Source organism: Streptomyces sp. SPB074 (genome assembly GCF_000154905.1).
Taxonomy (GTDB): domain Bacteria; phylum Actinomycetota; class Actinomycetes; order Streptomycetales; family Streptomycetaceae; genus Streptomyces.
Map to the genome: position 1 here is coordinate 6302664 of NZ_GG770539.1, position 22831 is coordinate 6325494.

At 74.3% G+C, this 22831-nt stretch carries 25 protein-coding genes and 1 pseudogene; 16 read left to right on the plus strand and 10 right to left on the minus strand.

Features of this window, described 5'->3' with window-relative positions; all coding sequences use genetic code 11:
• Window positions 1-211: pseudogene (locus tag SSBG_RS35135) on the minus strand (hypothetical protein); the annotation flags it as partial.
• Between the two features lie 49 nt (window positions 212-260).
• Entirely contained in the window at window positions 261-1793 is a 1533-nt protein-coding gene (locus SSBG_RS26895; protein WP_420790330.1) for an MFS transporter, read from the minus strand.
• A 422-nt stretch (window positions 1794-2215) separates the two neighbouring features.
• On the opposite strand from SSBG_RS26895, the gene SSBG_RS26900 reads away from it, so the two are divergent.
• The 3 genes from SSBG_RS26900 to SSBG_RS26910 all read left to right on the plus strand — a co-directional run bounded on the left by SSBG_RS26900 (window position 2216) and on the right by SSBG_RS26910 (window position 3806).
• Window positions 2216-2857, plus strand: coding sequence for an HAD family hydrolase (locus SSBG_RS26900; protein WP_037870730.1), 642 nt, complete (start codon window positions 2216-2218; stop codon window positions 2855-2857).
• 143 nt (window positions 2858-3000) lie between these two features.
• Window positions 3001-3486, plus strand: a complete 486-nt coding sequence (locus SSBG_RS26905) for a hypothetical protein (RefSeq protein ID WP_037870732.1) — start codon at window positions 3001-3003, stop codon at window positions 3484-3486.
• Entirely contained in the window at window positions 3483-3806 is a 324-nt protein-coding gene (locus tag SSBG_RS26910; RefSeq protein WP_008749213.1) for a transcriptional regulator, read from the plus strand. Before SSBG_RS26905 ends, SSBG_RS26910 begins: the two co-directional genes overlap by 4 nt.
• A gap of 96 nt (window positions 3807-3902) precedes the next feature.
• Here SSBG_RS26910 and SSBG_RS26915 read toward each other — a convergent pair whose 3' ends face one another.
• The 3 genes from SSBG_RS26915 to SSBG_RS26925 form a co-directional block, all read right to left on the minus strand.
• Entirely contained in the window at window positions 3903-4085 is a 183-nt protein-coding gene (locus tag SSBG_RS26915; RefSeq protein ID WP_008749214.1) for a hypothetical protein, read from the minus strand.
• A gap of 229 nt (window positions 4086-4314) precedes the next feature.
• Window positions 4315-5187 (minus strand): undecaprenyl-diphosphate phosphatase, encoded by an 873-nt coding sequence (locus SSBG_RS26920; RefSeq protein ID WP_008749215.1) that lies wholly within the window; start codon window positions 5185-5187, stop codon window positions 4315-4317.
• Window positions 5188-5374: 187 nt separating this feature from the next.
• Entirely contained in the window at window positions 5375-6118 is a 744-nt protein-coding gene (locus tag SSBG_RS26925) for a TVP38/TMEM64 family protein (RefSeq protein ID WP_037870733.1), read from the minus strand.
• A gap of 163 nt (window positions 6119-6281) precedes the next feature.
• Here SSBG_RS26925 and SSBG_RS26930 point away from each other — a divergent pair, with 163 nt between their 5' ends.
• Window positions 6282-7130 carry a spermidine synthase gene (locus SSBG_RS26930; protein ID WP_008749217.1) on the plus strand — a complete coding sequence of 283 codons (849 nt, stop codon included), beginning with the start codon at window positions 6282-6284 and terminating at the stop codon, window positions 7128-7130.
• On the opposite strand, the gene SSBG_RS26935 is transcribed toward SSBG_RS26930, so the two are convergent.
• Both SSBG_RS26935 and SSBG_RS26940 read right to left on the minus strand, forming a co-directional pair.
• Complete coding sequence (locus SSBG_RS26935) at window positions 7131-8468, minus strand: MFS transporter (RefSeq protein ID WP_008749218.1); 1338 nt, start codon at window positions 8466-8468, stop codon at window positions 7131-7133.
• Between the two features lie 69 nt (window positions 8469-8537).
• Complete coding sequence (locus SSBG_RS26940) at window positions 8538-9737, minus strand: hypothetical protein (protein WP_008749219.1); 1200 nt, start codon at window positions 9735-9737, stop codon at window positions 8538-8540.
• 264 nt (window positions 9738-10001) lie between these two features.
• Between SSBG_RS26940 and SSBG_RS26945 the strand changes: the two genes are divergently transcribed.
• The 3 genes from SSBG_RS26945 to SSBG_RS26955 all read left to right on the plus strand — a co-directional run bounded on the left by SSBG_RS26945 (window position 10002) and on the right by SSBG_RS26955 (window position 12203).
• Complete coding sequence (locus SSBG_RS26945; protein WP_008749220.1) at window positions 10002-10811, plus strand: DedA family protein; 810 nt, start codon at window positions 10002-10004, stop codon at window positions 10809-10811.
• A complete protein-coding gene (locus tag SSBG_RS26950; RefSeq protein ID WP_008749221.1) occupies window positions 10808-11332 on the plus strand; it encodes a gamma carbonic anhydrase family protein in 525 nt (174 codons plus the stop codon). Before SSBG_RS26945 ends, SSBG_RS26950 begins: the two co-directional genes overlap by 4 nt.
• A 76-nt stretch (window positions 11333-11408) precedes the next feature.
• Window positions 11409-12203 carry an acyltransferase gene (locus SSBG_RS26955; protein ID WP_008749222.1) on the plus strand — a complete coding sequence of 265 codons (795 nt, stop codon included), beginning with the start codon at window positions 11409-11411 and terminating at the stop codon, window positions 12201-12203.
• A gap of 26 nt (window positions 12204-12229) precedes the next feature.
• Here SSBG_RS26955 and SSBG_RS26960 read toward each other — a convergent pair whose 3' ends face one another.
• Window positions 12230-12640 carry a CoA-binding protein gene (locus SSBG_RS26960; protein ID WP_008749223.1) on the minus strand — a complete coding sequence of 137 codons (411 nt, stop codon included), beginning with the start codon at window positions 12638-12640 and terminating at the stop codon, window positions 12230-12232.
• Between the two features lie 86 nt (window positions 12641-12726).
• Here SSBG_RS26960 and SSBG_RS26965 point away from each other — a divergent pair, with 86 nt between their 5' ends.
• Entirely contained in the window at window positions 12727-13356 is a 630-nt protein-coding gene (locus SSBG_RS26965; protein ID WP_008749224.1) for a YigZ family protein, read from the plus strand.
• Window positions 13357-13387: 31 nt separating this feature from the next.
• Here the strand turns inward: SSBG_RS26965 and SSBG_RS26970 are convergent, their stop codons facing one another.
• Entirely contained in the window at window positions 13388-14053 is a 666-nt protein-coding gene (locus SSBG_RS26970) for an HD domain-containing protein (protein ID WP_008749225.1), read from the minus strand.
• Between the two features lie 66 nt (window positions 14054-14119).
• Complete coding sequence (locus SSBG_RS26975) at window positions 14120-14680, minus strand: NAD(P)H-dependent oxidoreductase (protein ID WP_008749226.1); 561 nt, start codon at window positions 14678-14680, stop codon at window positions 14120-14122.
• Between the two features lie 159 nt (window positions 14681-14839).
• Here SSBG_RS26975 and SSBG_RS26980 point away from each other — a divergent pair, with 159 nt between their 5' ends.
• From SSBG_RS26980 to SSBG_RS27010, 8 genes are all read left to right on the plus strand, one after another.
• Window positions 14840-15481: a TetR/AcrR family transcriptional regulator gene (locus tag SSBG_RS26980; protein WP_008749227.1), complete on the plus strand. Its 642-nt coding sequence runs from the start codon at window positions 14840-14842 to the stop codon at window positions 15479-15481.
• A gap of 214 nt (window positions 15482-15695) precedes the next feature.
• Window positions 15696-15827: a hypothetical protein gene (locus SSBG_RS35520; RefSeq protein WP_267880274.1), complete on the plus strand. Its 132-nt coding sequence runs from the start codon at window positions 15696-15698 to the stop codon at window positions 15825-15827.
• A gap of 354 nt (window positions 15828-16181) precedes the next feature.
• On the plus strand, window positions 16182-17204 hold the full coding sequence (locus SSBG_RS26985) for an amino acid ABC transporter permease (protein WP_037870735.1): 1023 nt from the start codon (window positions 16182-16184) through the stop codon (window positions 17202-17204).
• Window positions 17201-18016: an amino acid ABC transporter ATP-binding protein gene (locus tag SSBG_RS26990; protein ID WP_037870736.1), complete on the plus strand. Its 816-nt coding sequence runs from the start codon at window positions 17201-17203 to the stop codon at window positions 18014-18016. The genes SSBG_RS26985 and SSBG_RS26990 overlap by 4 nt, the downstream gene beginning before the upstream one ends.
• A gap of 64 nt (window positions 18017-18080) precedes the next feature.
• Entirely contained in the window at window positions 18081-19103 is a 1023-nt protein-coding gene (locus tag SSBG_RS26995) for a transporter substrate-binding domain-containing protein (protein WP_008749229.1), read from the plus strand.
• Window positions 19104-19154: 51 nt separating this feature from the next.
• On the plus strand, window positions 19155-19886 hold the full coding sequence (locus SSBG_RS27000; protein WP_008749230.1) for a GNAT family N-acetyltransferase: 732 nt from the start codon (window positions 19155-19157) through the stop codon (window positions 19884-19886).
• 272 nt (window positions 19887-20158) lie between these two features.
• Window positions 20159-21364 carry an LLM class flavin-dependent oxidoreductase gene (locus SSBG_RS27005; protein WP_008749231.1) on the plus strand — a complete coding sequence of 402 codons (1206 nt, stop codon included), beginning with the start codon at window positions 20159-20161 and terminating at the stop codon, window positions 21362-21364.
• A gap of 29 nt (window positions 21365-21393) precedes the next feature.
• A complete protein-coding gene (locus SSBG_RS27010) occupies window positions 21394-22743 on the plus strand; it encodes an NtaA/DmoA family FMN-dependent monooxygenase (protein WP_037870737.1) in 1350 nt (449 codons plus the stop codon).
• The last annotated feature ends 88 nt before the right edge of the window (window positions 22744-22831 follow it).

Consider the following 22831-nt stretch of genomic DNA (forward strand, 5'->3'; position numbering starts at 1 on the left):
AAAAAAAAAAAAAAAAAAAAAGGTAAAAAGAAGACAAAAAATAGAAAAAAATAAAAAAAACAAAAAATATTTCATCCTCATCTTTATATAAGATCAATCGACCATCCACTCCCAGCGGAGAGCAGCCCGCTGTGTTCGCCGGGCCGGGGCCCTCGGGTTGTGCCTCCGTCCCCACGTGGCTTCCGGCGTGTCCCCGGGCAGGCTCGCTCATGCGCGCCCGGGGGGTTCGGGGCGGTGCCGGCGGACCGGCACCGGGGGTGTCACATGTGGACCGTCGGCGCGGCCTCGCCGTCGCCCGTGCTGAGGTCGGGACGTCCGCTGCGGTACATGAGGGCCGCGATGACCGCGCCCGCCGCGAAGAAGCCCGCCGACCACCAGTAGGCGGTCGAGTAGCTCTCCAGCTGGGCCTGGGCGAGGACGCCCGGGCTCGGCTTCTTGCCCACGAGGTAGCTGGTCGCGGCGCTCGCGGCCAGCGTGTTGAGGAGCGCGGTGCCGATGGCGCCGCCGACCTGCTGCATCGTGTTGACGGCGGCCGAGCCGGCGCCCGCGTCCTTGACCGCGATGCGGCTCGTGGCGAGGCTCATGGCGGGCGGCATGACGAGGCCGAGGCCGAGACCCATGAGGATCAGCGGGGGCAGGACGTTGGCCGCGTAGGTGCTGCCGAGGTCGAGACCGGTCATCCAGACGAGGCCGCCGGAGGCCATCAACATGCCGAGCGGGACGATCGGCCGGGGGCCGACGCGCGGCAGCAGCGTGTTGGTGGAGAGCTGCGCCGTCACCATCAGGGCGCCGATCATCGGCAGGAAGGCCAGACCGGTCTTGACCGGGGTGAAGCCGAGGGACGCCTGGAGGTAGTAGGTCAGGAAGAGGAAGACACCGAACATCCCCATGCTGGAGATCGCCACGAGGATGAACGAGGCGCCCCGGTCGCGGTCGGCGAGCACGCGCAGCGGGAGCAGCGGGTGCGAGGTGCGGGTCTGCCACCACGCGAAGGCGGCGAGCACGACGGCCGCCCCGGCGAGGAAGCCCCAGGTCATGGGCGAGGACCAGTCGTGCGTCTCGGCGTTCGAGAAGCCGTAGACGAGGCCGAAGAGACCGGCCGAGGCGAGTACGGTCCCGGGCACGTCGAGCTTCGGGCGCTCCTTGACGGTGCTGCGGCCGAGGAAGATGACGCCGCCGATGAGCGCGAACACCGCGATGATCAGGTTGACGAAGAGGGTCCAGCGCCAGCTGAGGTGCTCGGTGAGCACGCCGCCGAGGAGCAGGCCGATGCCGCCGCCCGCGCCCGCGATGGCGCCGTAGATGCCGAAGGCGCGGGCGCGCTCCTTGGCGTCGGTGAAGGTCGTGTTGAGCAGCGCGAGCGCGGCCGGGGCCAGGAGCGCCCCGAAGACACCCTGGAGGACACGGCCCGTGACGAGGACCTCGAAGTTCTGCGCCGCGCCGGCGAGCGCGGAGGCGGCGGCGAAGCCGACCACGCCGGTGAGGAAGACGGTCTTGCGGCCGAGGAGGTCGGCGAGCCTGCCGCCGAGCAGCAGGAGGCTGCCGAAGGAGAGGGCGTAGGCCGTCACGACCCACTGCCTGTTGCCGTCGCTGAACTCCAGTGCCTTCTGCGCCGAGGGCAGGGCGATGTTCACGATGGTCGCGTCCAGGACCACCATCAGCTGGGCCAGGGCGATGACGCCGAGTACCCACCAGCGGTGGTTCGGGGACTTCTCGGGGGTGGCCGCCGATGTGCCGGCGGGAGCCGGCGACCGGTCCACCGGCTGACCGATGGTCTGCGTGGATTCACTCATGGACTGGTGCTCCAGGGCGCGTCGGGAAACGCTGACGGGACGGGGGACCGCACCGTGGGACGTGCGGCGCGGTACGTAGTACTGCGGGGACCCGCGAGCGGGCCACCTGGGAAACGAAACCGTTTCGTACGCAACCGTACGGGCTTCCTCGCGCCGCTTCCAACAGATTGCCCGGTGCCCGCTGAGACGCGCGTCACCCGCGATGACGTGGAATATCGGGATCACGCAGCTCAACGGGCACGGGGGGTCTGTCGGGGTGTCGACGCGGTGAACGAAACGGTTTCGTTTTTTTACCTTCTCTTGGGGGAGCGGTCACTTCCCCCGGCGTGTCCCCCGCGGGCCGCGCACCCGGCCGTACGGCGTGTCCCGGGCGGGCGGCGCGCTTGGGCCGCGCGCCGCGCCGATGCTCGTACGCTGCGCGGATGAACGAGACGATCGTGTTCGACATCGGCGAGACCCTGGTCAAGGACGACCGGTACTGGGCCGGCTGGGCCGACTGGCTCGGGGTGCCCCGGCACACGGTCTCCGCGCTCGTCGGCGCCGCCGTGGCGGCCGGAGGGGACCGCGAGGACGCGCTGCGCCTGCTGCGCCCCGGTATCGACGTCGCCGGGGCGGAGCAGGCGCGCGACGTCGTGGGCAGGGGCGAGTACCTGGACGAGAGCGACCTCTACCCCGACGTGCGCCCCGCGCTCGCCGCGCTGCGCGAGCGCGGCCACCGCGTCCTCGTCGTCGGCAACGGGAGCGCCCGCGCCGGCCAGCTCCTGCGCGACCTCGATCTCCCCGCCGACCTCCTCGCCACCTCCGAGGAGTGGGGCCTCGCCAAGCCCTCGCCCGACTTCTTCGCGCGGGTGCTCAAGGAGGCCGGTACGGAACCCGCCGCGACGGTCTACGTGGGCGACCACCCCGCGCACGACGTGTTCCCCGCCAAGGCGGCCGGGCTGCGCGTCGCCCACCTGCGCCGCGGCCCCTGGGGGCACTGGTGGGCGGACGACGCCACGGTACGGGCCGCGGCCGACTGGAGCGTGGACTCGCTGACCCGCCTGGAGACGGCCCTGCGCGCCTGACCGGGACGGCCCCCGTCACGATTCCCGCACCTCACACCCGCCGCAGCGGAACAACTCCCTTACCCCTTCATGCTTTTGGTGCGCAAAAGTATGTGCCAACCTGGCCGGGCGGACAGCAGGCCAGGAATCAGGGGGGAGACGCGGTGCCGAACGGGCCGGAGCCGGGGACGACGAAGTACGCGGAGCGGACGTTCCGCGCGGCCCCGCCGCCGGAGGACGACGCGCGGGCGCCGCGGCTCTGGCCCCGCTGGTTCGCCACCGCGCGCGGAGTGCTCGGCGCGGCGGTCTTCACCCTCGGCGGGGCGCCCTGGCCCGCGCGCGTCGCCGATCTCGCGGGAACGCTCCTGTGCGTGCTCGCCGCCGCCTTCGTGGTCGTCCACTACGTCGCGGTACGGCGCTCCCGCGTCCTCGCCCGGCCGGGCGAGGACGGCACGGCGTGGCGGCGGATGATCCCCACGCTCGTGCAGGCGGCCTGGTACGGGGCGGGCTGGCTCCTCGCGCCGCCCTTCGGCAGGACCGCGGGGGCCCTGGCCTCCGGCGTGCTGCTCGGGGCGACGCTGTGGACGCAGACGGCACGGCACGACGCGCGCGCCCGGGCGGCGCGGCGCGCGGCGGACGCCGGGCGATGACGACGCCGGACGGGCTCGACCCGCACCTCCAGCACCCGACCCGGCTGACCGTCGCGGCCTTCCTCTCCGGGTGCGCCGAGGCGGAGTTCGGCGCGGTACGCGACTACGCCGGGCTCTCGGACGCGAGCGTCAGCAGGATCGCGACGGCGCTCGCCGCGGCCGGGTACGTCCGGGTGCGCAAGGGCTACGCGGGTCGCAGGCCGCGCACGTGGCTCGCGCTCACCGCCGGGGGACGGCGGGCCCTCCAGGCGCACCTGGACGGGCTGGGCGCGCTGGCCCGCGCGGCGCGGCGGGCGGGAGCGGTGCGCGGGAAGGCGTGAACGGCGCGGGGGAAGACGTGGGCCGCGCCGGGCGGGAACGGGCGCGGCCGGGTGCAGGACCGGGGGAGTGGGGCGGACGGCGGACCGGGCCCCGCCTCAGGCCGCCGGGACGACCTCGCGCCGCACCGCCGCCGCCCATTCGGTGATCAGTCGCTCGTACTCGACACGCTGCTCCGCCGTGAGGTGGCCGCCCGCGCGCAGCCACAGGCTGCGGATCTCCTCGTTGACGTCGGCGGCGGAACGGGCGGGCTGAGCGGGAGTGAGTGGATTGGCGGACATGTCTCCCAGCCTAGGGGGTGAGGATGACGGACCGCTCCCTCCCCGGTACCGTTCGTGGCCTCGGAGCGCGGCGTGCCCGACCCGTCTGACCTGCTTGATCACCCCTCAAACGCCCCTTTGTGGGCGGCTTTTGTGATCTCAGCCTCATTTCGCCGCCGGTGTCCCGGGCCCCGCCCCCGCACACCCCCGCTGACCTGCGCGTACGCGTCTCGCACCGGCGCGGCGGACCTCAGCCCGCCGACTCGCCCGCGTGCGGGCTCAGAGCCCCGCTCTGGACGAGCCCGAGGAGCACGAGACCGAGCGCGACGCGGTAGATCACGAAGGGGAGGAAGGTCCGGTGCGAGATGTACGACATGAACCACGCGATGACCGCGTACCCGACGACGAACGCGATGACCGTCGCGAAGAGCGTCGGACCCCAGGACACATGCCCCTCGCCCGCGTCCTTGAGCTCGAAGACCCCCGAGGCGAGCACCGCCGGGATCGCGAGCAGGAAGGAGTACCGCGCCGCCGCCTGCCGCGTGTAGCCCATCAGCAGACCGCCGCTGATCGTCGCGCCCGAGCGCGAGACGCCGGGGACCAGCGCGAGCGCCTGGCAGACACCGTAGATCAGCCCGTCCCGCACCCCGAGGTCGTCGAGTGTCTTGCGCCGCACGCCCGCGCGGTGCCTGCCGCCGCGCTCCTCGCGCGCCGCGAGCCAGTCCGCGAAGCCGAGGACGAGGCCCATGACGACGAGGGTCGTCGCGATGAGCCGCAGGTCACGGAACGGGCCCTCGATCTGGTCCTGGAGGGTGAGCCCGAGCACGCCGATCGGGATCGAGCCGACGATCACGAGCCAGCCCATCTTCGCGTCGTGGTCGGCGCGCGCCGCACGGCTGGTCAGGGACCGGAACCACGCGCCGATGATCCGCCCGATGTCCTTGCGGAAGTACAGGATCACCGCGCACTCCGTGCCGATCTGGGTGACCGCGGTGAACGCCGCGCCCGGGTCGTGCCAGCCGGCGAAGGCGGCGGCGAGGCGCAGGTGCGCGCTCGACGAGATGGGCAGGAACTCGGTCAGGCCCTGGACCAGGCCGAGGATGAAGGATTCGAACCAAGACATGAACGCGCAGCCGTCCCACAGTCGTCACGTACGGGACCGGGAGCGGCAGGCTCCGGCCGGTGGTGGTCAACCGCCGCCGCCGTGGGGCCCGGGGAGGGAGAGACGATCATGCGCCGGTCGCGGTGAGCGTAGGGCACGAGAGGGTACGGACAGGTGAACGCGAGCCGAAGCGTGGGCCAATGGGGTGTCAACGCCTCCCGCTCGCCCCGGCCGGCTCGCGCGTCTCCTCCTCCGCGCCGCTCGCGCCCCGCATCCGGTGCCTGCGCCGCCAGCCGACCCAGGCCCCCGCGAGCGCCGTCACCACGACGAAACCCACCGCCAGGAGGAAGACCGGGGACCCCGGGGTGGCCGCCCGGCTCCCCGCGACGACGTACGCCGCCGTGTTCGGCACGACGCCGATCGCCGTCGCCAGCAGGAACGGCAGCCAGCGGGTGCGGGCCACGGCGGCGCAGTAGTTGACGCCCCAGTAGGGCAGCCCGGGGAAGAGGCGCAGCGCCAGCGTCGTCCGGAAGCCGTGCCTGCTCAGCTGGCCGTCGGCCGCGCGCAGCCATCGCGTGCGCAGCAGCGGACGCAGGGCGCCCTGGCCGAGGACGCGGCCGAGCCCGAAGGCGAGCCCCGCGCCGAGCACCGAACCGGCGACGGCGGCGCCGAGGCCGAACGCGCCGCCGAAGAGCGCGCCCGCGAGGAGGTTGAGCACGGGACGCGGTACGAAGGCGGCCGTGCAGACGCCGTAGGCCAGCGCGAAGGCGCCGACGGCGGCACCGCCGGTGAACTGGTGCGAGAGCGTTCCGGTGAGGAGGTCGCGGGGGTCGTGACTCAGGAGGAGCGCGGCGCCGGTGCCGAGCAGGGCGAGGAGCAGCGCGAGACGGGCCCACGGCGAGAACAGCAGCCGTACCCCGCGGGCGGGGTGGATTTCGACGTCGTCGAACATTCGGGGAGCGTAACCGAATTGACCACGCAGGTGGTCGCCGTGCGCCGTGCCCCCCGTCACGGGCCGCCGCCCCGGGGCCCGCGCCCCCGCCGCCCCGGCTCCCGCCCTCCCGGCGCCCCGGGCCCCGCGCCCCCGCCGCCCCGCCACCCGGCACAATGGCCCCGTGACCTCCCCCGAACCCCTCCCCGTCCGCCGGTCCGTCGATCACGGTGTCGCGCGACTGCTGCCCGACGTGGACCGGGCGCGGGCCTGGCTGCTCACGGTGGACGAGGCCCCGCAGTCGTACGTCGATCTCGACGCGCCCGCGCACCTGGAGTTCGAGTACACGCGGCGCATGGGCCACGCGCTCGATCTCCTCGCCGGTGAAAGCGCCCCGCTCGACGCCGCGCACCTCGGCGGGGGCGCGCTCACGCTGCCCCGCTACCTCGCCGCCACCCGGCCCGGCTCACGGCAGCACGTCGTGGAAGCGGACCGGGGCCTCGCCGCGCTCGTGGACGAGGTGCTGCCCCCGGTCCCCGGGGCCGCCGTGCACGTCGAGGACGCGCGGGCCTGGCTGGAGGGGGCGCCGGACGACAGCGCCGACGTCCTCGTCGCCGACGTCTTCGGCGGTTCCTCGGTGCCCGGGCACCTCACCACCACGGAGTACGCGCGCGAGGCCGCCCGGGTCCTGCGCCCGGGCGGCCTCTACCTCGCCAACCTGGCCGACTCCGCGCCCTTCGCCTTCCTCGGCACCCAGCTCGCGACGCTCGGTACCGCCTTCGCCCACCTCGCGCTCCTCGCCGAACCGGCCGTCCTGCGCGGGCGCCGCTTCGGCAACGTCGTCGTGCTCGCCTCCACCGCCCCGCTCCGCACCGAAGGGCTCGCCCGCCGCTGCGCGCGCGACGCCTTCCCCGCCCGCCTCGTCACGGAGCACGCGGACATCGAGGCGCTGCGCGGCACGGCGCGCCCCGTGCGCGACGGCGGGAGCATCCCCTCCCCGCTTCCGCCGGGCGGCACCTTCCGCGTGGGCTGATCAGGCGCCCGGACGCTCGGTTCCGGGCGTCGTCACCGTCTCCGGCAGTCCTTCCTCCGGCGTCGGGAGCACCGGCACGGCCGGCGCCGCGGGCGCGCGGCGCAGGTTGCGCACCTCGGGCACGCACAGCACCGCGAGCGTCAGGAGCAGGATGAGCGCCGAGCAGCCCCACAGCGCGGCCGGGCGGCCCATTGCCGACTCCACGGGTCCGGCGATCGCGGTCGCGAGCGGCAGCATCGCGAGCGAGCCGAGCCAGTCGTAGGACGACACGCGCGAGAACTTGTCCTCCGGGATCTCCTGGTGGAGCACCGTCATCCACGAGACCCCGAAGACCTCGACGCACGCCCCGCTGACGAACATCACCGCGAAGAGCCCCGCGACCGGCAGCGGCACGGCGAGCGCCGCCGAGGGCAGCGCGAGCGGCAGCACGCACAGCGTCCCCGCGAGCAGGGGCCGCGCGGGCCGCCACCGCGTCATGGCGAGCGCCCCGAGCAGCGTGCCCGCGCCGAAGCCCGCGAGCGCCGTGCCCCAGGGCCCGGGCCCGCCGAGGTGTTCCTCGGCGACGAGCGGCCCGTAGACCGCCTCGGCCGCGCCCACGACCGCGTTGACGACGGCGAACTGGAGCACGATCGACCACAGCCAGGAACGCCCGGTCACCTCCCGCCAGCCCTCGCGCAGATCCCGCAACAGCGAGACCTTGTCGCCCTCGCGCCGGGGGATCTTCCCGACATCGAGCAGCGCGCGCAGCGCCCCCGCCGCCGTGAAGGCCGCCGCGTCCACCGCGAGGACCCACCCGGGCCCGATGACGGCGACGAGCGCCCCGCCGAGCGCGGCGCCGCCGATCCCCGCGCCGTGCATCGCGACGCGGTAGAAGGCGAAGGCGCGACTGGCCTGCGGCCCGTGCACGGAGGCGAGCAGCATCCCCTCCGAGGCGGGCGAGAAGAAGGCGGTCCCCGTGCCGCCGAGCGCGGCGAGCAGCATCATCGACCACAGCTCGGCGCGCCCGGTGAGCACGAGAACGGCGAACAGCCCCTGCGAGACGCAGTTGAGGCCGTTCGCCGCGACCATCACGTGGTGCCTCGGAAGCCGGTCGGCGAGCGCGCCGCCGACGAGGAGGAACACGACGAGCGGCAGGGTGCGCGCCGCGGCGACGAGCCCGACGTCCCCGCCGTCCCCGCCCGCGCCGAGCACGGCGAACGCGCTCGCGATGAGCGCGCCCTGGCTCCCGATGTTGCTCACGACGGCCGCGGCCGTCAGGAGCGTGTAGTTGCGGCCGGCCCACTCGGGACGGCGGCGCGGCGCGGGAGGCGCCGGGGGGACGGGGGTCGTGGTGCTCACGCGGAGACTATCCCCGCAGGCGGGAGCCCGTGGCAATTCCCCGCCGCCCGGCTCGTCCCGGCTGCTCCCTCAGTCCGCCTTCTTCGGCGGCGTCTTCGTCAGCCTGACCGTACTCAGGACGCGCTGGATCGTCTCCTCGGGCACCTCCCCGTCGATCCCCTTGACGCCGCTGAGGTCCCAGCTCACGTAGTCGCCCGCGCCGTTCTTGAAGGCGAAGACGATCGCCTTCCCGTCGCTGGAGCACTTGTTCGTCTTCGGGTTGTGCTCCGACCAGGCCCGCGCCACGCTCCCGGTCAGCCCGGACTTCGTCGTGTACGGCTTCGGCTTCTCCTGCTTGACCGGCTTCTTGTCCGGGTACGTGAACCCGCCGTAGATCCACCACGGCACCCGCGTCCCGGCGGCCTCGTCGGTGCTCTTCGCGCCCTGCTCGCCCCGGGTGCCGACGAGCGCCAGCGACCGCTCCTGGTTGCCGTCCTTCTTGTCGACGTAGGTGCACCACTTCGACTTGAAGTACGCGGGCCGGTTGACGGAGACGGCGTCGCTGCCCGAGGGCCGCTCCTTGTCCTCCCACTCGTAGCCGCGGCTGGTGTCGGAGAGGTCCACCTCCCAGTCGGCGGGCACCTCGAAGACCGCGCCGAACTTCGGGTTCGCGACCACCTGCCAGCCGGGGATCGTCGGCTCCTCGCGGTCCGTGTTGCGCGAGGACGGGCTCGGCGTGGGGCTCGGCTCGCGCGTGGAGGCGGTCGGCGGCGGCGACTTCTTGCCGTCGTCGGCCACGGTCTTCCTGCCGTCCCGCTTGTCCACGACGTACGCGGCCGTGCCCCCGGCCGCCGCGATGACCGCGACGGCGCAGACCACCGCGACGATCACGGTCGTCCGCTTGCTGTTCTTCCCGCCGCCGTCACCGGGACCGCCGGGACCGCCGGGACCGCCGGGACCACCCGCGCCGCCCGTGCCGAAGGGCGGCTGCTGCGGGTACCCGTAGGCGGGCTGCTGCTGGTACGGGCCGGGAGCGCCGTAGCCCCCCGGCTGCCCGTACGGCCCCGGCGGCGTGCCGGGCTGCTGCCCGTAAGGGCCCTGCTGGGCGTACGGGCCCGGGGCGGGCTGCCCGTAGCCCCCGCCGGAGCCGGCCTGCGGCTGACCGTAGCCGCCGCCTCCCGGCCCGCCCTGTCCGTTCTGTCCCGGCTGTCCCGCGTCTCGCTGCCACGGACCGTCCTGCGGTATCCGCGGATCGTGCTCGCCCCCTGGCGGCTTTTCTTCTGGCCACATGAGCGAGACCCTAGGCCGCGGCGCGTGATGCGCGCCACGGGGGAGGGGGTGGCGAGACCGGGTCGTGACACGCGACGGGACCGGGCCGTGACATGCGGGCGAGGTCCCCGGCGGCCGTCGCGGCGGGAACATCCGGGCGTCCTCTCACGTTTCTCTCATCCAGTAGGCTGCCCGCCGTGCGTCCGCGCGCCGGGCACGGCGCGAGCGGCGCGAAGTGTCCGCGTGATCCGCGCGACTCGCGCGAAGTGTCTGGGAGGCAGCAGGGTGCACGTCCAGGAGTGGCTGGAAACCGTCCCCGCCATCGCCGTGTACATCGTCGTCGCGGGGGTGATCGGCGTCGAGAGCCTCGGTATCCCGCTGCCCGGTGAGGTCGTGCTCGTCTCCGCCGCCGTACTGGCCTCCCAGCACGGCCACATCGACCCCTACGTCCTCGGGGCGTGCGCCGTCGCCGGGGCCGTGATCGGCGACTCCATCGGGTACGCGATCGGCCGCAAGGGCGGGCGTCCCCTCATCGCGAAACTGGAACAGAAGTTCCCGAAGCACTTCAGCGCGCAGAACGTCGAGTCGGCCGAGAGCTCCTTCCACCGCTGGGGCATGTGGGCCGTCTTCTTCGGCCGCTTCATCGCCCTCCTGCGCATCTTCGCGGGCCCCCTCGCCGGTGTCCTGCACATGCCCTACTGGAAGTTCCTCATCGCCAACCTGCTCGGCGGCATCGTCTGGGCGGGCGGCACCACCGCCGTCGTCTACACGCTGGGCAAGGTCGCCGAGGAGTGGCTCAGCCGCTTCTCCTGGCTCGCGCTGCTCGCCGCCGTCCTCGTCGGCGCGCTCTCGCTCCTGCTCATGAAGCGCCGCGCGGCCAAGCAGCGCGCGCGGGGCGAGGCGGCGGAGAAGATCCTCGGCGGCGCGGGCGGCGCGGGCGCCCCCGCAAAAGCCCGTACGGAGACCGCCGCCGCGAGCGTCGCGGAGGCCCCGGGCGCCGGGGAGCCCGGCCCCGCCGCCGGGTCCGCGACCGCCGCCGCCCAGGCCCCCGGCCCCGCCGCCGAGCCGGGCACGACCCAGGAGAGCCCCGCGTGAGCGACGCACTCGTCTCCCCGGTCGGGGGCCACACCCCCGAGATCGATCCCGCAGCCTACACCGCACCGACCTCCGTCGTGCTCGGCGCCGTCCGCCTGGAGGCGGAGGCGAGCGTCTGGTACCACGCGGTACTGCGCGGCGACGCGGACAGCATCACGATCGGCCCCGGCAGCAACGTGCAGGACAACTGCACGGTCCACGCCGACCCCGGCTTCCCGGTGCGGGTCGGCGGCGGCGTCTCGGTGGGCCACAACGCCGTCCTGCACGGCTGCGTCGTGGAGGACGGCGTCCTCGTCGGCATGGGCGCGACCATCCTCAACGGCGCGCGCGTCGGCGCCGGTTCCCTCGTCGCCGCGCAGGCCCTCGTCCCGCAGGGCATGGAGGTGCCGCCCGGTTCGCTCGTCGCGGGCGTCCCGGCCAGGGTGCGCCGCGCGCTGACCGCCGAGGAGCGCGAGGACATCGCCCGCAACGCCGCCGTCTACCGCCGGCTCGCGAAGACCCACGCCGCCGAGGTGCGCTGAGCCGGGCCCGCGCGCCGGGACGAAGATCACAGAACCCGGCCACCGCCCCGGGGCTACTCATGAGTACGGTAAGGGTGTGCCGCGCAACCGCAAGCCCCCGCTCCCGCCCGCCCGCTGGCCGCGCGCCCTCGCGCACCGCGTCGCGCAGACCGGCTGGCGCCTGCTGCGCGAGGCGGGCGCCGTCACCGCGCACGCGCACGGGCGGCTGCGCTTCGGCGCGATCGGCGAGGGCACCCGGCTCGCCTTCCCGCAGGGCACCATCTTCAACGAGCGCTGGATACGGCTCGGCGCGCACTGCGTCATCGCCGAACAGGTGACCCTCACCGCGGGGATGCTCCCGCTCGGCCCCGGCGAGACACTCGGCCCGGACCCCGTCCTGCGCCTCGGCGACGGCGTCGTCCTCGGCCGGGGCAGCCACGTCGTCGCCGACGCGCCCGTCACCATCGGGGACGAGGCCTTCCTCGGCCCGTACGTCTACGTCACCTCGACCAACCACAGCTACGACGACCCGCGCCGCCCGGTCGGCAAACAGTGGCCGCGCCGCGCCCCGGTCACGATCGGCGCGGGCTCCTGGATCGGCACCGGGGCGGTGATACTCCCCGGCGCGCGCCTCGGCCGCAATGCCGTGGTCGCCGCCGGCTCGGTGGTACGCGGCACGGTCCCCGACCACGCGGTCGTCGCCGGGGCGCCCGCGCGCGTCGTACGCCGCTGGGACGAGGCCACCGGCTGGCAGCCGCCGCTGCGCACGCCCGCCCCCGTCCCGCTGCCGCCGCGGGCGGACGCGGCGCGGATCGCCGCCCTCGCCGCGCTCGACGCCGAGCAGCTCGCGGGCCTCGAACGGCTCGCGGAACGGGAGCGGGAACGCGGCTGAGGCCCGCGCGCCGCGCGCCGCCCGCTTCAGGAACCCAGGCGGGGGATCTCGATGGCGGGGCAGCGGTCCATCACCATCGCGAGGCCCGCCGCCGTCGTGCGCGCGCGGGCGGCCTCGTCCGTCACACCGAGCTGGAACCACACCGCCTTCGCGCCCTTCGCCACCGCCGCGTCCGCGACCGCGCCCGCCTGCGCGCTGTTGACGAAGACGTCGACCACGTCCACCGGGAAGGGGATGTCCTCCAGGCTCGCGTACCCCCGCTCGCCGTGGACCGTCTCCGCCTTGGGATGGACCGGCACGATCCGCTTGCCGAACTCCTGGAGGACCCGGGCCACGCCGTACGCGGCGCGCGCGGTGTTGTTCGAGAGCCCGACCACGGCCCACGTGTCGCCCGTGCCGGTGAGGATGTCCCGTACCGTCTCGTCGTCGCCGTGCATCCGGTGCCTCCTGATCGCCGCTGCTTCCGTGAGCGGCAACACGCACCCGCCGCGAGCGATTCCCGCGGGCCGCATACGCTGGGGGGATGCCCCAGGACGCGTACCTCACCCTGGCCCGCGAGGGCAGCCACGAGGCGGAGATCAACCGGTCCCGGTTCCTGTGCACCCTCGCGCCCGTCGCCGACGAGGCCGAGGCGCGGGCGTTCCTCGCGCGGGTGCGCGGCGCGCACGCCGACGCGAGCCACAACTGCTGGGCGTACGTCCTCGGCGCCGACGCCGCGACGCAGAAGGCGAGCGACGACGGCGAGCCGGGCGGTACGGCGGGCGTCCCCATGCTCCAGATGCTCACGCGCCGCGAGCTGCGGTACGTGGCGGCCGTCGTCACGCGCTACTACGGCGGGGTCAAACTCGGCGCCGGCGGCCTCATCCGCGCCTACGGCGGGGTCGTCGGCGAGACGCTCGACCGGCTGGGCACCGTCACCCGGCGCCGCTACCGCCTCGCGACCGTCACCGTGGACCACCGGCGCGCCGGGAGGATCGAGAACGACCTGCGCGCGACGGGCCGTTCGGTGCGCGGGGTGCGGTACGGGGAGCGGGTCAGCATCGACCTCGGCATCCCCGGCGGCGAGGTCGACGCCTTCCGCGCCTGGCTCGCGGACGCGACGGCGGGCACGGCGGAACTCACCCTGGGCGGGGAGGCGTACGGGGACGGGTGAGCGGGGACGGGGAGGCGCGGGCTCCCGGCGCTCACCCGCCGCGCCGGGGCGTTCCCGTCCACCCGCCGCGCCGCGTCGTTCCCGCCGCGCTCAGTCCCGTACCGGGTCGCCGAACTCCGCCGCCAGCGCCGTGACGTCCGGCTCCCCCGAACTGGGCGCGCAGCGAGGCGAATTCCTCGTCCTTGCCCGGGCCGAAGCGGGTCACGATCCGCGCGTAGCCGTCGGCGGTGTGGAAGCGGCCCCCGCGCGATTTCGAGTGGAACTTGTCCGCGTACATCACGAGGCGTTCCTCGTCGGTGCGCGCCACGTAGTCGCCCGGAGGCAGCGGGAGGTGCTGGGTCTCGATGTCGGCGCGCGTGAGGCCGACGCCGGTGTGGCAGGAGCAGAAGCGGCACAGGCCCTCGGGCCAGCCCTCGGCGGCGAGCAGCCGGTGGCCGAGGATTCCGTGCCGGATGTAGTGGCCCTGGCCCAGCTCGCCCTGCTCGGCGTCCTCGTCCAGCCGGTAGACGCCGATGTCGTGGAGGAGGCACCCGGCCCGTACGACGTCCGCGTCCACCTCGGCGCCCGAGGCGGCGATGAGGCTCTCGGCGACGCGCCACACGATGCCGCAGTGCCGGTGCACGAGCGCGTACGCCTCGGTGGTGGCGGCGTACCGCTGGTGCAGGGTGTCGATCTGGTCCGGGGTGGGGAGGCGCATGGGGGTGAGCGTAGCCGCGCGCCCGGCCCCTCGTCGCGTACGGGGGACGGGCGCGCGGGAACGGGGTCAGGCGGCGGCGGGGGCGCTCTTCTCGGCGACGGAGGCGAGCGTCTTCACCAGGCCGTCGACCACCTCGGTGTCGTCGGCCGGGTGCAGCTCGGCGAAACGGGTCACGGAGCCGGGGATGGAGAGCTTGACGTCCTCCAGGACCACACCGCCGGCGATGCCCGCGGCCTTGCGCGCGTCGTCCTGCGCCCACACGCCGCCGTACTGGCCGAACGCGGTGCCGATGACGGCGACGGGCTTGCCGCTGAGGGCGCCGGCGCCGTACGGGCGGGACAGCCAGTCGATGGTGTTCTTGAGGACGGCCGGCATCGTGCCGTTGTACTCCGGCGAGAAGAGCAGGAAGGCGTCAGCGGCGGCGGCGGCCTCGCGCAGCTTCGTGGCGGCGGCGGGCACCTGGCCCTCCACGTCGATGTCCTCGTTGTAGAACGGCACGTCGGCGAGACCCTCGAAGACGACGACCTCGACGCCCTCGGGGGCGTGCTTCACGGCCGCCTCGGCGAGCTGACGGTTGTGCGAACCGGCACGGAGGCTGCCGACGAGGGCGAGGATGCGGACGGACATGGGAACTCCTGAAAGGGGAGGTGGTACGTGGCATGACCACGGATGTGTGACACTGCCCCTTCGGGAGGGGCCGCAGTTAAGCGGACCGTGGTCCGTTGAAAGTTGTAACACTTATCCGGACCGGGGTCCACTTCTGGCCGGAAGCGTTACGGTGAGTTCATGACGCGCAACATTCGGCCTCCCGGGAGCCGCGGGAACGGGACCGGCCTGCCGGTCCTCGGTTCCGCCCCCGGGCTGCGCGCCGACGCCGTACGCAACAAGGGCCTGCTCCTCGACGCGGCCTCCGCCCTCATGGACTCCTGCGGCGCCGAGCGCCTCACGATGGAGGCGGTCGCGGCGGCCGCCGGGGTCGGCAAGGGCACCGTCTTCCGCCGTTTCGGCAGCCGCGCCGGGCTCTTCGCCGCCCTCCTCGACCACCGCGAGTCCCGGCTCCAGGCCGCGTTCCTCAGCGGCCCGCCGCCGCTCGGCCCCGACGCCCCGCCGCGCGAGCGGCTGCTCGCCTTCGGGCCCGCCCTCATCGCGCACGACCGCTCCTTCTACGACGTCGTACGGGCCACCCGCGACGACCCCGAGCGCGCCTACGCGATCCCGGCCACCCGGCTGCGCGGGACCCACCTCGCCATGCTGCTGCGCGAGGCCGGCAGCACGGGCGACACGCTCCTCCAGGCCCACACGCTGCTCGCCTCGGTCGACGCGGTCCTCGTGCACCACCTGCTGACCGAGCGCGGCGTGAGCCGGGAACGCATCGAGGCGGGCTGGCGGGACCTGGTGGCGCGGCTGCTGGAGACGGGCGACGCCTGAACCCCGGTGCCCGGACGGGCGCCGCGCCTCCGCGCCGGCGCTCCCGTGCCCGCGCCTCCGCGTCAGCGGCTGCCCCGCGCTTCCCGCCGGGCGTGAACCGGCCGTGCGCGGCGCCGAGTTGTCCACGATGCGGGCGCCGTTGACAGTGCGGCGCCGGGCTGCCTACCTTACGCCGCAGACACGAACGACGGACGAGGGAAGAAGGTGGTCGGTGATGCGGGCTCAGTCCGCCGTCTCCCGGCACCGCGGCCGCCTCGCGCCCTTCCTCAACCGTCCCGTGGACCTGCTGCGCGTCAACAGCGCCCTGTGTCCGTGTCTCCCGCGCCCCGCGCGCGTCTCCCGCTGAGCCCGCGCCCGCGCGGCTGACCGGCCCCGGCGGCCGTCAGGCCACCGCCCGGCGCGCCCGGCGCCGCCCCGCCTGAACCCCGCCGCGTCCCGCCCGGACCGGCGCCGTTCCGGCGGCACTCCCCACGCGAGGCCGCGTGCGCGGGACCGGCCGGCCGACACGCCACCGCTTCCCGCAGGCCCGCGGCAGCCCCGTACCGGCTCGGCACCCCCGCAGCACCCCGCCCCGGCGGGCCGCGCCCGTGCGCGCGCCCGGCACCGGGCCCTTCCCCGCGCACCGGTCACGGACCGGTGGCGCTCCCTGTGCACGCGCCCGCCTCCGGCGTGTGCCGCCGCCCTTCCGCAGGAGCCCCCTATGAGCGAGCCGCCCGGGTCCGCCGTCACCCCGGTCCGCCCACCCGAGCCCGTACCCGAGGCGCGGGACCGCCCGCCCCTGCCGGGCGACCGGGCGGACCCCGCCGGGCCGCCCGCCGCCGCGCGCGTCCTGCCGCTGCGCCACCCCTGGCGCTGGCTCGCGACCGCCGTCGTCCTCGTCCTCGCCGCGCAGATCGTGCACGGGCTCGTCACGAACCCCTTCTACCAGTGGGACCGCTTCACCTACTGGTTCCTGCGGCCCACGATCCTCGACGGGCTCCTCATCACCCTGGAGGTGACCGCGCTCTCGGCCGTGCTCGGGCTGCTCGGCGGCGTCGTGCTCGCGCTCGGCAGGCTCTCGCGCAGTCCCGTCCTGCGCGCGGTGAGCTGGACCTACATCTGGCTGCTGCGCTCCACCCCGCTCATCGTGCTGCTGCTCTTCCTCTACAACTTCAGCGCGCTCTACCAGACCCTCAGCCTCGGAGTCCCCTTCGGCCCCGCCTTCTTCACCTTCGACGAGAGCCGCCTCGCCACCGACATGGCCCTCGCCGTCCTCGGACTGAGCCTCAACGAGGCCGCCTACGCCGCCGAAGTCGTGCGCGCCGGTCTCCTCTCCGTCGACCAGGGCCAGCACGAGGCCGCCGCCGCGCTCGGCCTGCCGCGCCGCTTCCAGTTCCTGCGCATCGTCCTCCCGCAGGCCCTGCGCGCCATCGTGCCGGGCTACGTCAACCAGCTCATCGGCCTGGTCAAGAGCACCTCTCTGGTCTTCTACGTCTCCCTGCTCGACCTCTTCGGCTCGGTGCAGAGCCTCGGCTCCACCTACCCGGGCGACATCGTGCCGCTGCTCCTCGTCGCGACCGTCTGGTACGTGCTCCTGACGAGCCTCGTCTCGATCGCCCAGTTCTACGTGGAACGCCGCTCCTCGCGCGGCGCCCTGCGCACCCTGCCGCCGACCCCGCTCCAGAAACTGCGCGCCTTTCTCCGCGACGTGCGCGCCCGGGCCCGCAAGGAGGCCGCGCTGTGAGCGGCACCACGACGACACCCGCCGGGACCACCACGGCCCCCGCCCCCCAGGCCCCGCCCGCCGTCGAGATCCACGAGGTACAGAAGTGGTACGGGGCGCAGCAGGTGCTCAGGGGCGTGAGCCTGACCGTGCGACGGGGCGAGGTCACCGTGATCCTCGGCCCCTCCGGCTCGGGCAAGTCGACGCTCCTGCGCGTCGTCAACCACCTGGAGAAGCCCGAGGCGGGACACGTCCGGCTCGCCGGTGAACTCATCGGCGTCCGCCGGCACAAGGGGCGCCTCAAGGAGCTGACCGAGCGCGCGATCCTCGCCCAGCGCGGCCGGATCGGCTTCGTCTTCCAGAACTTCAACCTCTTCCCGCACCTCACCGTCCTCGACAACGTCGCCGCCGCGCCCGTCGCCACCGGGCGGCTCGGCAAGGACGAGGCGAAGGACGTCGCCCGCGAACTCCTCGCCCGCGTGGGGCTCGCCGAGCGCGCGGGGGCCTACCCCCGGCAGCTCTCCGGCGGCCAGCAGCAGCGCGTCGCCATCGCCCGCGCCCTCGCGCTCCGCCCCGAGGTGGTGCTCTTCGACGAGCCCACCTCCGCGCTCGACCCCGAACTCGTCGGCGAAGTCCTCGCCGTCATCCGCGACCTGGCCACCAGCGGCACCACCCTCGTCGTCGTCACCCACGAGATCGGCTTCGCCCGCGAGGTCGCCGACCACGTCGTCTTCCTGGACGAGGGCCGTGTCGTGGAACAGGGCCCGCCCGCCGAGGTCCTGGACCACCCCTCCCACCCCCGCACCCGGGACTTCCTCCGCAAGGTGCTGTGAGCGGGGGCGCTCCCGTCCCCTGCCGTACCCACCCACCAACCTCACCGACAAGGACCCCTCCGCCATGCCCACGCCCCGCAGCCGTCCCCGCCGCACCGTCCTGCTGGCCGCTCTCGCCCTCGTACCGCTCGCCGCCGCGCTCACCGCCTGCGGGGACGACGCCGAGCCGGCCGCCGCCGTGGCCGGGGCCGCGCCGGGCGAGGTCGCCATCGGCGGGCTCTCCAACGGCGCGGCGAAGCCCACGACGCTCAAGGCGCCCGTGGCCGACGCGCTGCGCGCCCAGCTCCCCAAGGAGATCAAGGACAAGGGGGAACTCGTCATCGGTGTCGGCGTGCTGCCCGCAGGCTCGCCGCCGCTCAACTTCATCGGCAGCGACCAGAAGACCGTCACCGGTTCCGAGTCCGACCTCGGCCGCCTCGTCGCCTCGACCCTCGGCCTCAAGCCGGTGATCCGCAAGTCCACCTGGGAGAACATGTTCCTCGGCGTTGACAGCGGCAAGGTCGACGTCGCCTTCTCGAACGTGACCGACACCGAGGAGCGCAAGCGCAAGTACGAGTTCGCCTCCTACCGGCAGGACAACCTCGCCTTCGAGACGAACAAGTCCGCGAGCTGGACCTTCACCGGCGACCACCGGGTGCTCGCCGGCAAGACCGTCGCCGTCAGCTCGGGCACGAACCAGGAACGCATCCTCCTCGCCTGGCAGCGCGAGCTGCGCAAGGAGGGCAAGGAGCTCACCGTCAAGCACTACCCGGACCTCAACAGCACCTATCTCGCCCTCAGCGGCAAGAAGATCGACGCCTACCTGGGGCCCAACCCGGCCATCGCCTACCACACCCGCACCACCGAGGGCACGCCGCGCGCGACCCGCAGCGCCGGCACCTACTCCGGCGCGGGTTCCGCGCTCCAGGGCCTCATCGCCGCGGCCGCCAAGAAGGACAGCGGCCTCGCGAAGCCGCTCGCCGGAGCGATCAACCACCTCATCGACAACGGCCAGTACGCGAAGTGGCTCGCCGCCTGGAACCTCTCCGACGAGGCCGTGAAGCGCAGCGAGATCAACCCGCCGGGGCTTCCCCTCAGCGACTCCTGATGTCCTGGACCCGTACGGAACACCGCACACCTCACAGGAGCAGACCGCACCATGGCCACCAGCGTCCAGCCGGCCCCTTCCCCCGTCCCGGCGAGCCCTCACCTCCTCGACAACCCCGCCTGGGCCTCGCTCACCGGGCCCCACGCCGGCTTCGCCGAACGGCTCGGCGCCGCCGCGCGCTACCCGGCCGACGTCGCCGCCTTCTCGGCGCTCGCCGACCCCGGCGACCCCGCCGCCTGGGCGGACCTCGCGCGGCTCCTCGGCCCCGGCACGGTCACGCTCGTCAACGGCGCGCCGCAGGCGCCCGGCGACTGGGAGGTCCTGGAGCACGGCGCGGGCGTCCAACTCGTCGCCACCACCCTGCGCTCCGGGCCCGCGCCCGAGGCCGTCCGGCTCGGCCCGGACGACACCGGGGAGATCCTCGACCTCGTCGCCCGCACCAGACCGGGCCCCTTCAAGGAGCGCACCGTGACGCTCGGCACCTACCTCGGCATCCGCGAGGAGGGCCGCCTCGTCGCCCTCGCGGGCGAACGGCTCCACCCGCCGGGGTGGACCGAGATCAGCGCCGTGTGCACCGACCCGGACTTCCGCGGCCGGGGCCTCGCGACCCGCCTCGTACGGGCCGTCGCGCACGGCATCCGCGAGCGGGGCGACACCCCGTTCCTGCACGCGGCGGGGCGCAACACGCCCGCGATCCGGCTCTACGAGTCGATCGGCTTCACGCTCCGCAGGCGCACGACGTTCCTCGCCGTACGGACACCGGGGACACCGGCGGAGGGATGACGGGGGGGCGAGGGGCGCCCCTCCCGGTCCGGGCACGTCCTGGACCGCGCCGAGGGAGGCGCCCCCCGGCCCGCTCCGGGCGCCCTTCGCGACGCGGCCCGCTCGCAGGCGGGCCCGCCCGCGTACCGCCTCGTCAGACCCCGCCCTCATGCCGTACCGCACGATCCCGCCGCCGTCCGTCCCGTTCCCGCCGCTCCCCTCCGTCCCGTTCCTGCCCCCTCCGTCCCGTTCCTGCCGCCGTCCCACTGCCGTCCGACCGGAAGGGCCCCCGCATGTCCGACACACCTCCGCTCCACCTGGCCGTCGCCCTCGACGGAGCCGGCTGGCACCCCGCCGCCTGGCGCGCGCGGGGCGCCCGCCCGGGAGAGCTGTTCACCGCCGCCTACTGGGCGGACCTCGTGCGCGAGGCCGAGGCCGGCCTGCTCGACTTCGTGACCTTCGAGGACGCGCTCTCGCTCCAGTCCAGCCGTCTCGAGGGCCCCGACGACCGCACCGACCAGGTCCGCGGCCGGCTCGACGCCGTCCTCACCGCCGCCCGCGTCGCCCCGCTCACGCGGCATATCGGCCTCGTGCCCACCGCCGTGGTCACCCATACCGAGCCCTTCCACCTCTCCAAGGCCGTCGCCACGCTCGACCACGTGACCAAGGGGCGCGCCGGGGTACGGGTCCAGATCTCCGCCCGCCCGCAGGAGTACGCGCACTTCGGGCGCCGCGCCTTCGCGCCGCTCACGCTCGGCGAACTGCGCTCGCCCGCCGGGCAGTCCGCCGTCGCCACGCTCTTCGACGAGGCCGCCGACTACGTCGAGGTGCTGCGCCGCCTGTGGGACAGCTGGGAGGACGACGCCGAGATCCGCGACGCCGCCACCGGCCGCTTCATCGACCGGGACAAGCTCCACTACATCGACTTCGAGGGCCCGCACTTCGCCGTCAAGGGCCCCTCCATCACCCCGCGCCCCCCGCAGGGCCAGCCGCTCGTCACCTCCCTCGCCCACCAGACCGTCCCCTACCGTCTCGTCGCCCGCTCCGCCGACCTCGGCTACGTCACTCCGCACAGCGCCGAGGACGCGCGCGCGATCGTCGCCGAGATCCGCGCGGAGCACGCGGCGGCCGGGCGCGCGGGCGAGCCCCCGCACGTCTTCGGCGACCTCGTCGTCCTCCTGGACGAGGAACCGGGCCGCGCCGCCGAACGGCTCGCCGCCCTGGACGAACAAGCGGGGGAGCCGTTCACGAGCGACGCCGAGATCTTCGCGGGGACCCCCGCCGCACTCGCCGACCTCCTCACCGACTGGCAGTCCGCCGGACTCGGGGGCTACCGCCTGCGGCCCGCTGTGCTCGGCCACGACCTGCGCGGCATCACGCGCGGTCTCGTCCCCGAGCTCCAGCGCCGCGGCGCCTTCCGCACCGCCTACACGGCCACCACCCTGCGCGGTCACCTCGGTCTCGACACCCACCCGGCCAACCGCTACGCGACCGCCTGAGGCCCCGGCCCCGGAGAGGAACCCTTCCCATGAGCACCCCGCTCAAGCAGATCCACCTGGCGGCCCACTTCCCGGGCGTCAACAACACCACCGTGTGGAGCGACCCGGACTCCGGCAGCCACATCGACTTCGACTCCTTCGTCCACTTCGCCGAGACCGCCGAGCGCGCCAAGTTTGACTTCCTCTTCCTCGCCGAGGGGCTGCGGCTGCGTGAACAGGGCGGGCGGATATACGACCTGGATGTCGTGGGCCGCCCCGACACCTTCACGGTCCTCGCCGCCCTCGCCGGGGTCACGACGCACGTCGGGCTCACCGGCACCATCAACTCCACCTTCAACGAGCCCTACGAGGTGGCCCGCCAGTTCGCGAGCCTCGACCACCTCTCCGCCGGGCGGGCCGCGTGGAACGTCGTCACCTCCTGGGACGCCTTCACCGGCGAGAACTTCCGGCGCGGCGGCTACCTGCCCCGCGAGCAACGCTACGCGCGGGCGAAGGAGTTCCTGGCGACCGCGCACGAACTCTTCGACTCCTGGCACGGTGACGAGATCGCCGCCGACCCGGACTCCGGCACCTTCCTGCGCACCGCCCGCGCCGGAGCCTTCGCGCACCGCGGCGAACAGTTCGACATCCAGGGGCGGTTCAACGTCCCGCGCAGCCCCCAGGGCCGCCCCGTCGTCTTCCAGGCGGGCGACTCCGAGGAGGGCCGCGAGTTCGCCGCCGCCGAGGCCGACGCGATCTTCAGCCGCCACGACACCCTGGAGGCCGGCCAGGCGTTCCACCGCGACGTCAAGGGCCGCCTCGCCCGCCACGGCCGCACCCCCGACCAGCTCCTCATCCTGCCCGCGGCGACCTTCGCCCTCGCCGACACCGACGCCGAGGCCCGCGAACTCGCCCACGAGACACGCCTCCAGCAGGTGAGCGGACAGACCGCGCTGCGCCACCTCGAACACGTGTGGAACACCGACCTCTCCGGCTACGACCCGGACGGCCCGCTCCCCGACATCGACCCCGTCCCCGGCGAGCACACCCTCGCCCGGGGCCGCTCGACCACACGCCACCACCGCGACCCGCGCGAGATCGCCCGCGAACTGCGCGAGCGCGCCGAGGCGAAGAACCTGTCCATCCGCGAACTCGTCATCGACATCACCGCCCGCCAGACCTTCATCGGCTCGGCCGCGACCATCGCCGCCACGCTCAACGACCTCGTGCAGCGGGACGCCGCCGACGGCTTCATCCTCGCCCCGCACGTGAGCCCCGGCGGCCTCGACGCCTTCGCCGCCCAGGTCGTCCCGCTCCTCCAGGAGCGCGGCGTCTTCCGCGAGGAGTACGAGGGCACGACACTGCGCGAGCACCTGGGCCTGGCCCACCCGGACGCCTGAGGGCGGCGCCGGGGGCGCGGGTGCGGCACGGCAGGCGGCCGGGCGCGGGGAACGGGGGGCGCCCGGCCGCCCCTCCCCGGCGCCACCG

Coding starts and splice junctions, on each gene's coding strand:
- SSBG_RS26895 (WP_420790330.1), bottom strand. CDS start 1,793: ATGAGTGAATCCACGCAGACCATCGGTCAGCCGGTGGACCGGTCGCCG.
- SSBG_RS26900 (WP_037870730.1), top strand. CDS start 2,216: ATGAACGAGACGATCGTGTTCGACATCGGCGAGACCCTGGTCAAGGAC.
- SSBG_RS26910 (WP_008749213.1), top strand. CDS start 3,483: ATGACGACGCCGGACGGGCTCGACCCGCACCTCCAGCACCCGACCCGG.
- SSBG_RS26915 (WP_008749214.1), bottom strand. CDS start 4,085: ATGTCCGCCAATCCACTCACTCCCGCTCAGCCCGCCCGTTCCGCCGCC.
- SSBG_RS26920 (WP_008749215.1), bottom strand. CDS start 5,187: ATGTCTTGGTTCGAATCCTTCATCCTCGGCCTGGTCCAGGGCCTGACC.
- SSBG_RS26925 (WP_037870733.1), bottom strand. CDS start 6,118: ATGTTCGACGACGTCGAAATCCACCCCGCCCGCGGGGTACGGCTGCTG.
- SSBG_RS26940 (WP_008749219.1), bottom strand. CDS start 9,737: ATGTGGCCAGAAGAAAAGCCGCCAGGGGGCGAGCACGATCCGCGGATA.
- SSBG_RS26960 (WP_008749223.1), bottom strand. CDS start 12,640: ATGCACGGCGACGACGAGACGGTACGGGACATCCTCACCGGCACGGGC.
- SSBG_RS26965 (WP_008749224.1), top strand. CDS start 12,727: ATGCCCCAGGACGCGTACCTCACCCTGGCCCGCGAGGGCAGCCACGAG.
- SSBG_RS26970 (WP_008749225.1), bottom strand. CDS start 14,053: ATGCGCCTCCCCACCCCGGACCAGATCGACACCCTGCACCAGCGGTAC.
- SSBG_RS26975 (WP_008749226.1), bottom strand. CDS start 14,680: ATGTCCGTCCGCATCCTCGCCCTCGTCGGCAGCCTCCGTGCCGGTTCG.
- SSBG_RS26980 (WP_008749227.1), top strand. CDS start 14,840: ATGACGCGCAACATTCGGCCTCCCGGGAGCCGCGGGAACGGGACCGGC.
- SSBG_RS35520 (WP_267880274.1), top strand. CDS start 15,696: ATGCGGGCTCAGTCCGCCGTCTCCCGGCACCGCGGCCGCCTCGCGCCC.
- SSBG_RS26985 (WP_037870735.1), top strand. CDS start 16,182: ATGAGCGAGCCGCCCGGGTCCGCCGTCACCCCGGTCCGCCCACCCGAG.
- SSBG_RS26995 (WP_008749229.1), top strand. CDS start 18,081: ATGCCCACGCCCCGCAGCCGTCCCCGCCGCACCGTCCTGCTGGCCGCT.
- SSBG_RS27000 (WP_008749230.1), top strand. CDS start 19,155: ATGGCCACCAGCGTCCAGCCGGCCCCTTCCCCCGTCCCGGCGAGCCCT.
- SSBG_RS27005 (WP_008749231.1), top strand. CDS start 20,159: ATGTCCGACACACCTCCGCTCCACCTGGCCGTCGCCCTCGACGGAGCC.
- SSBG_RS27010 (WP_037870737.1), top strand. CDS start 21,394: ATGAGCACCCCGCTCAAGCAGATCCACCTGGCGGCCCACTTCCCGGGC.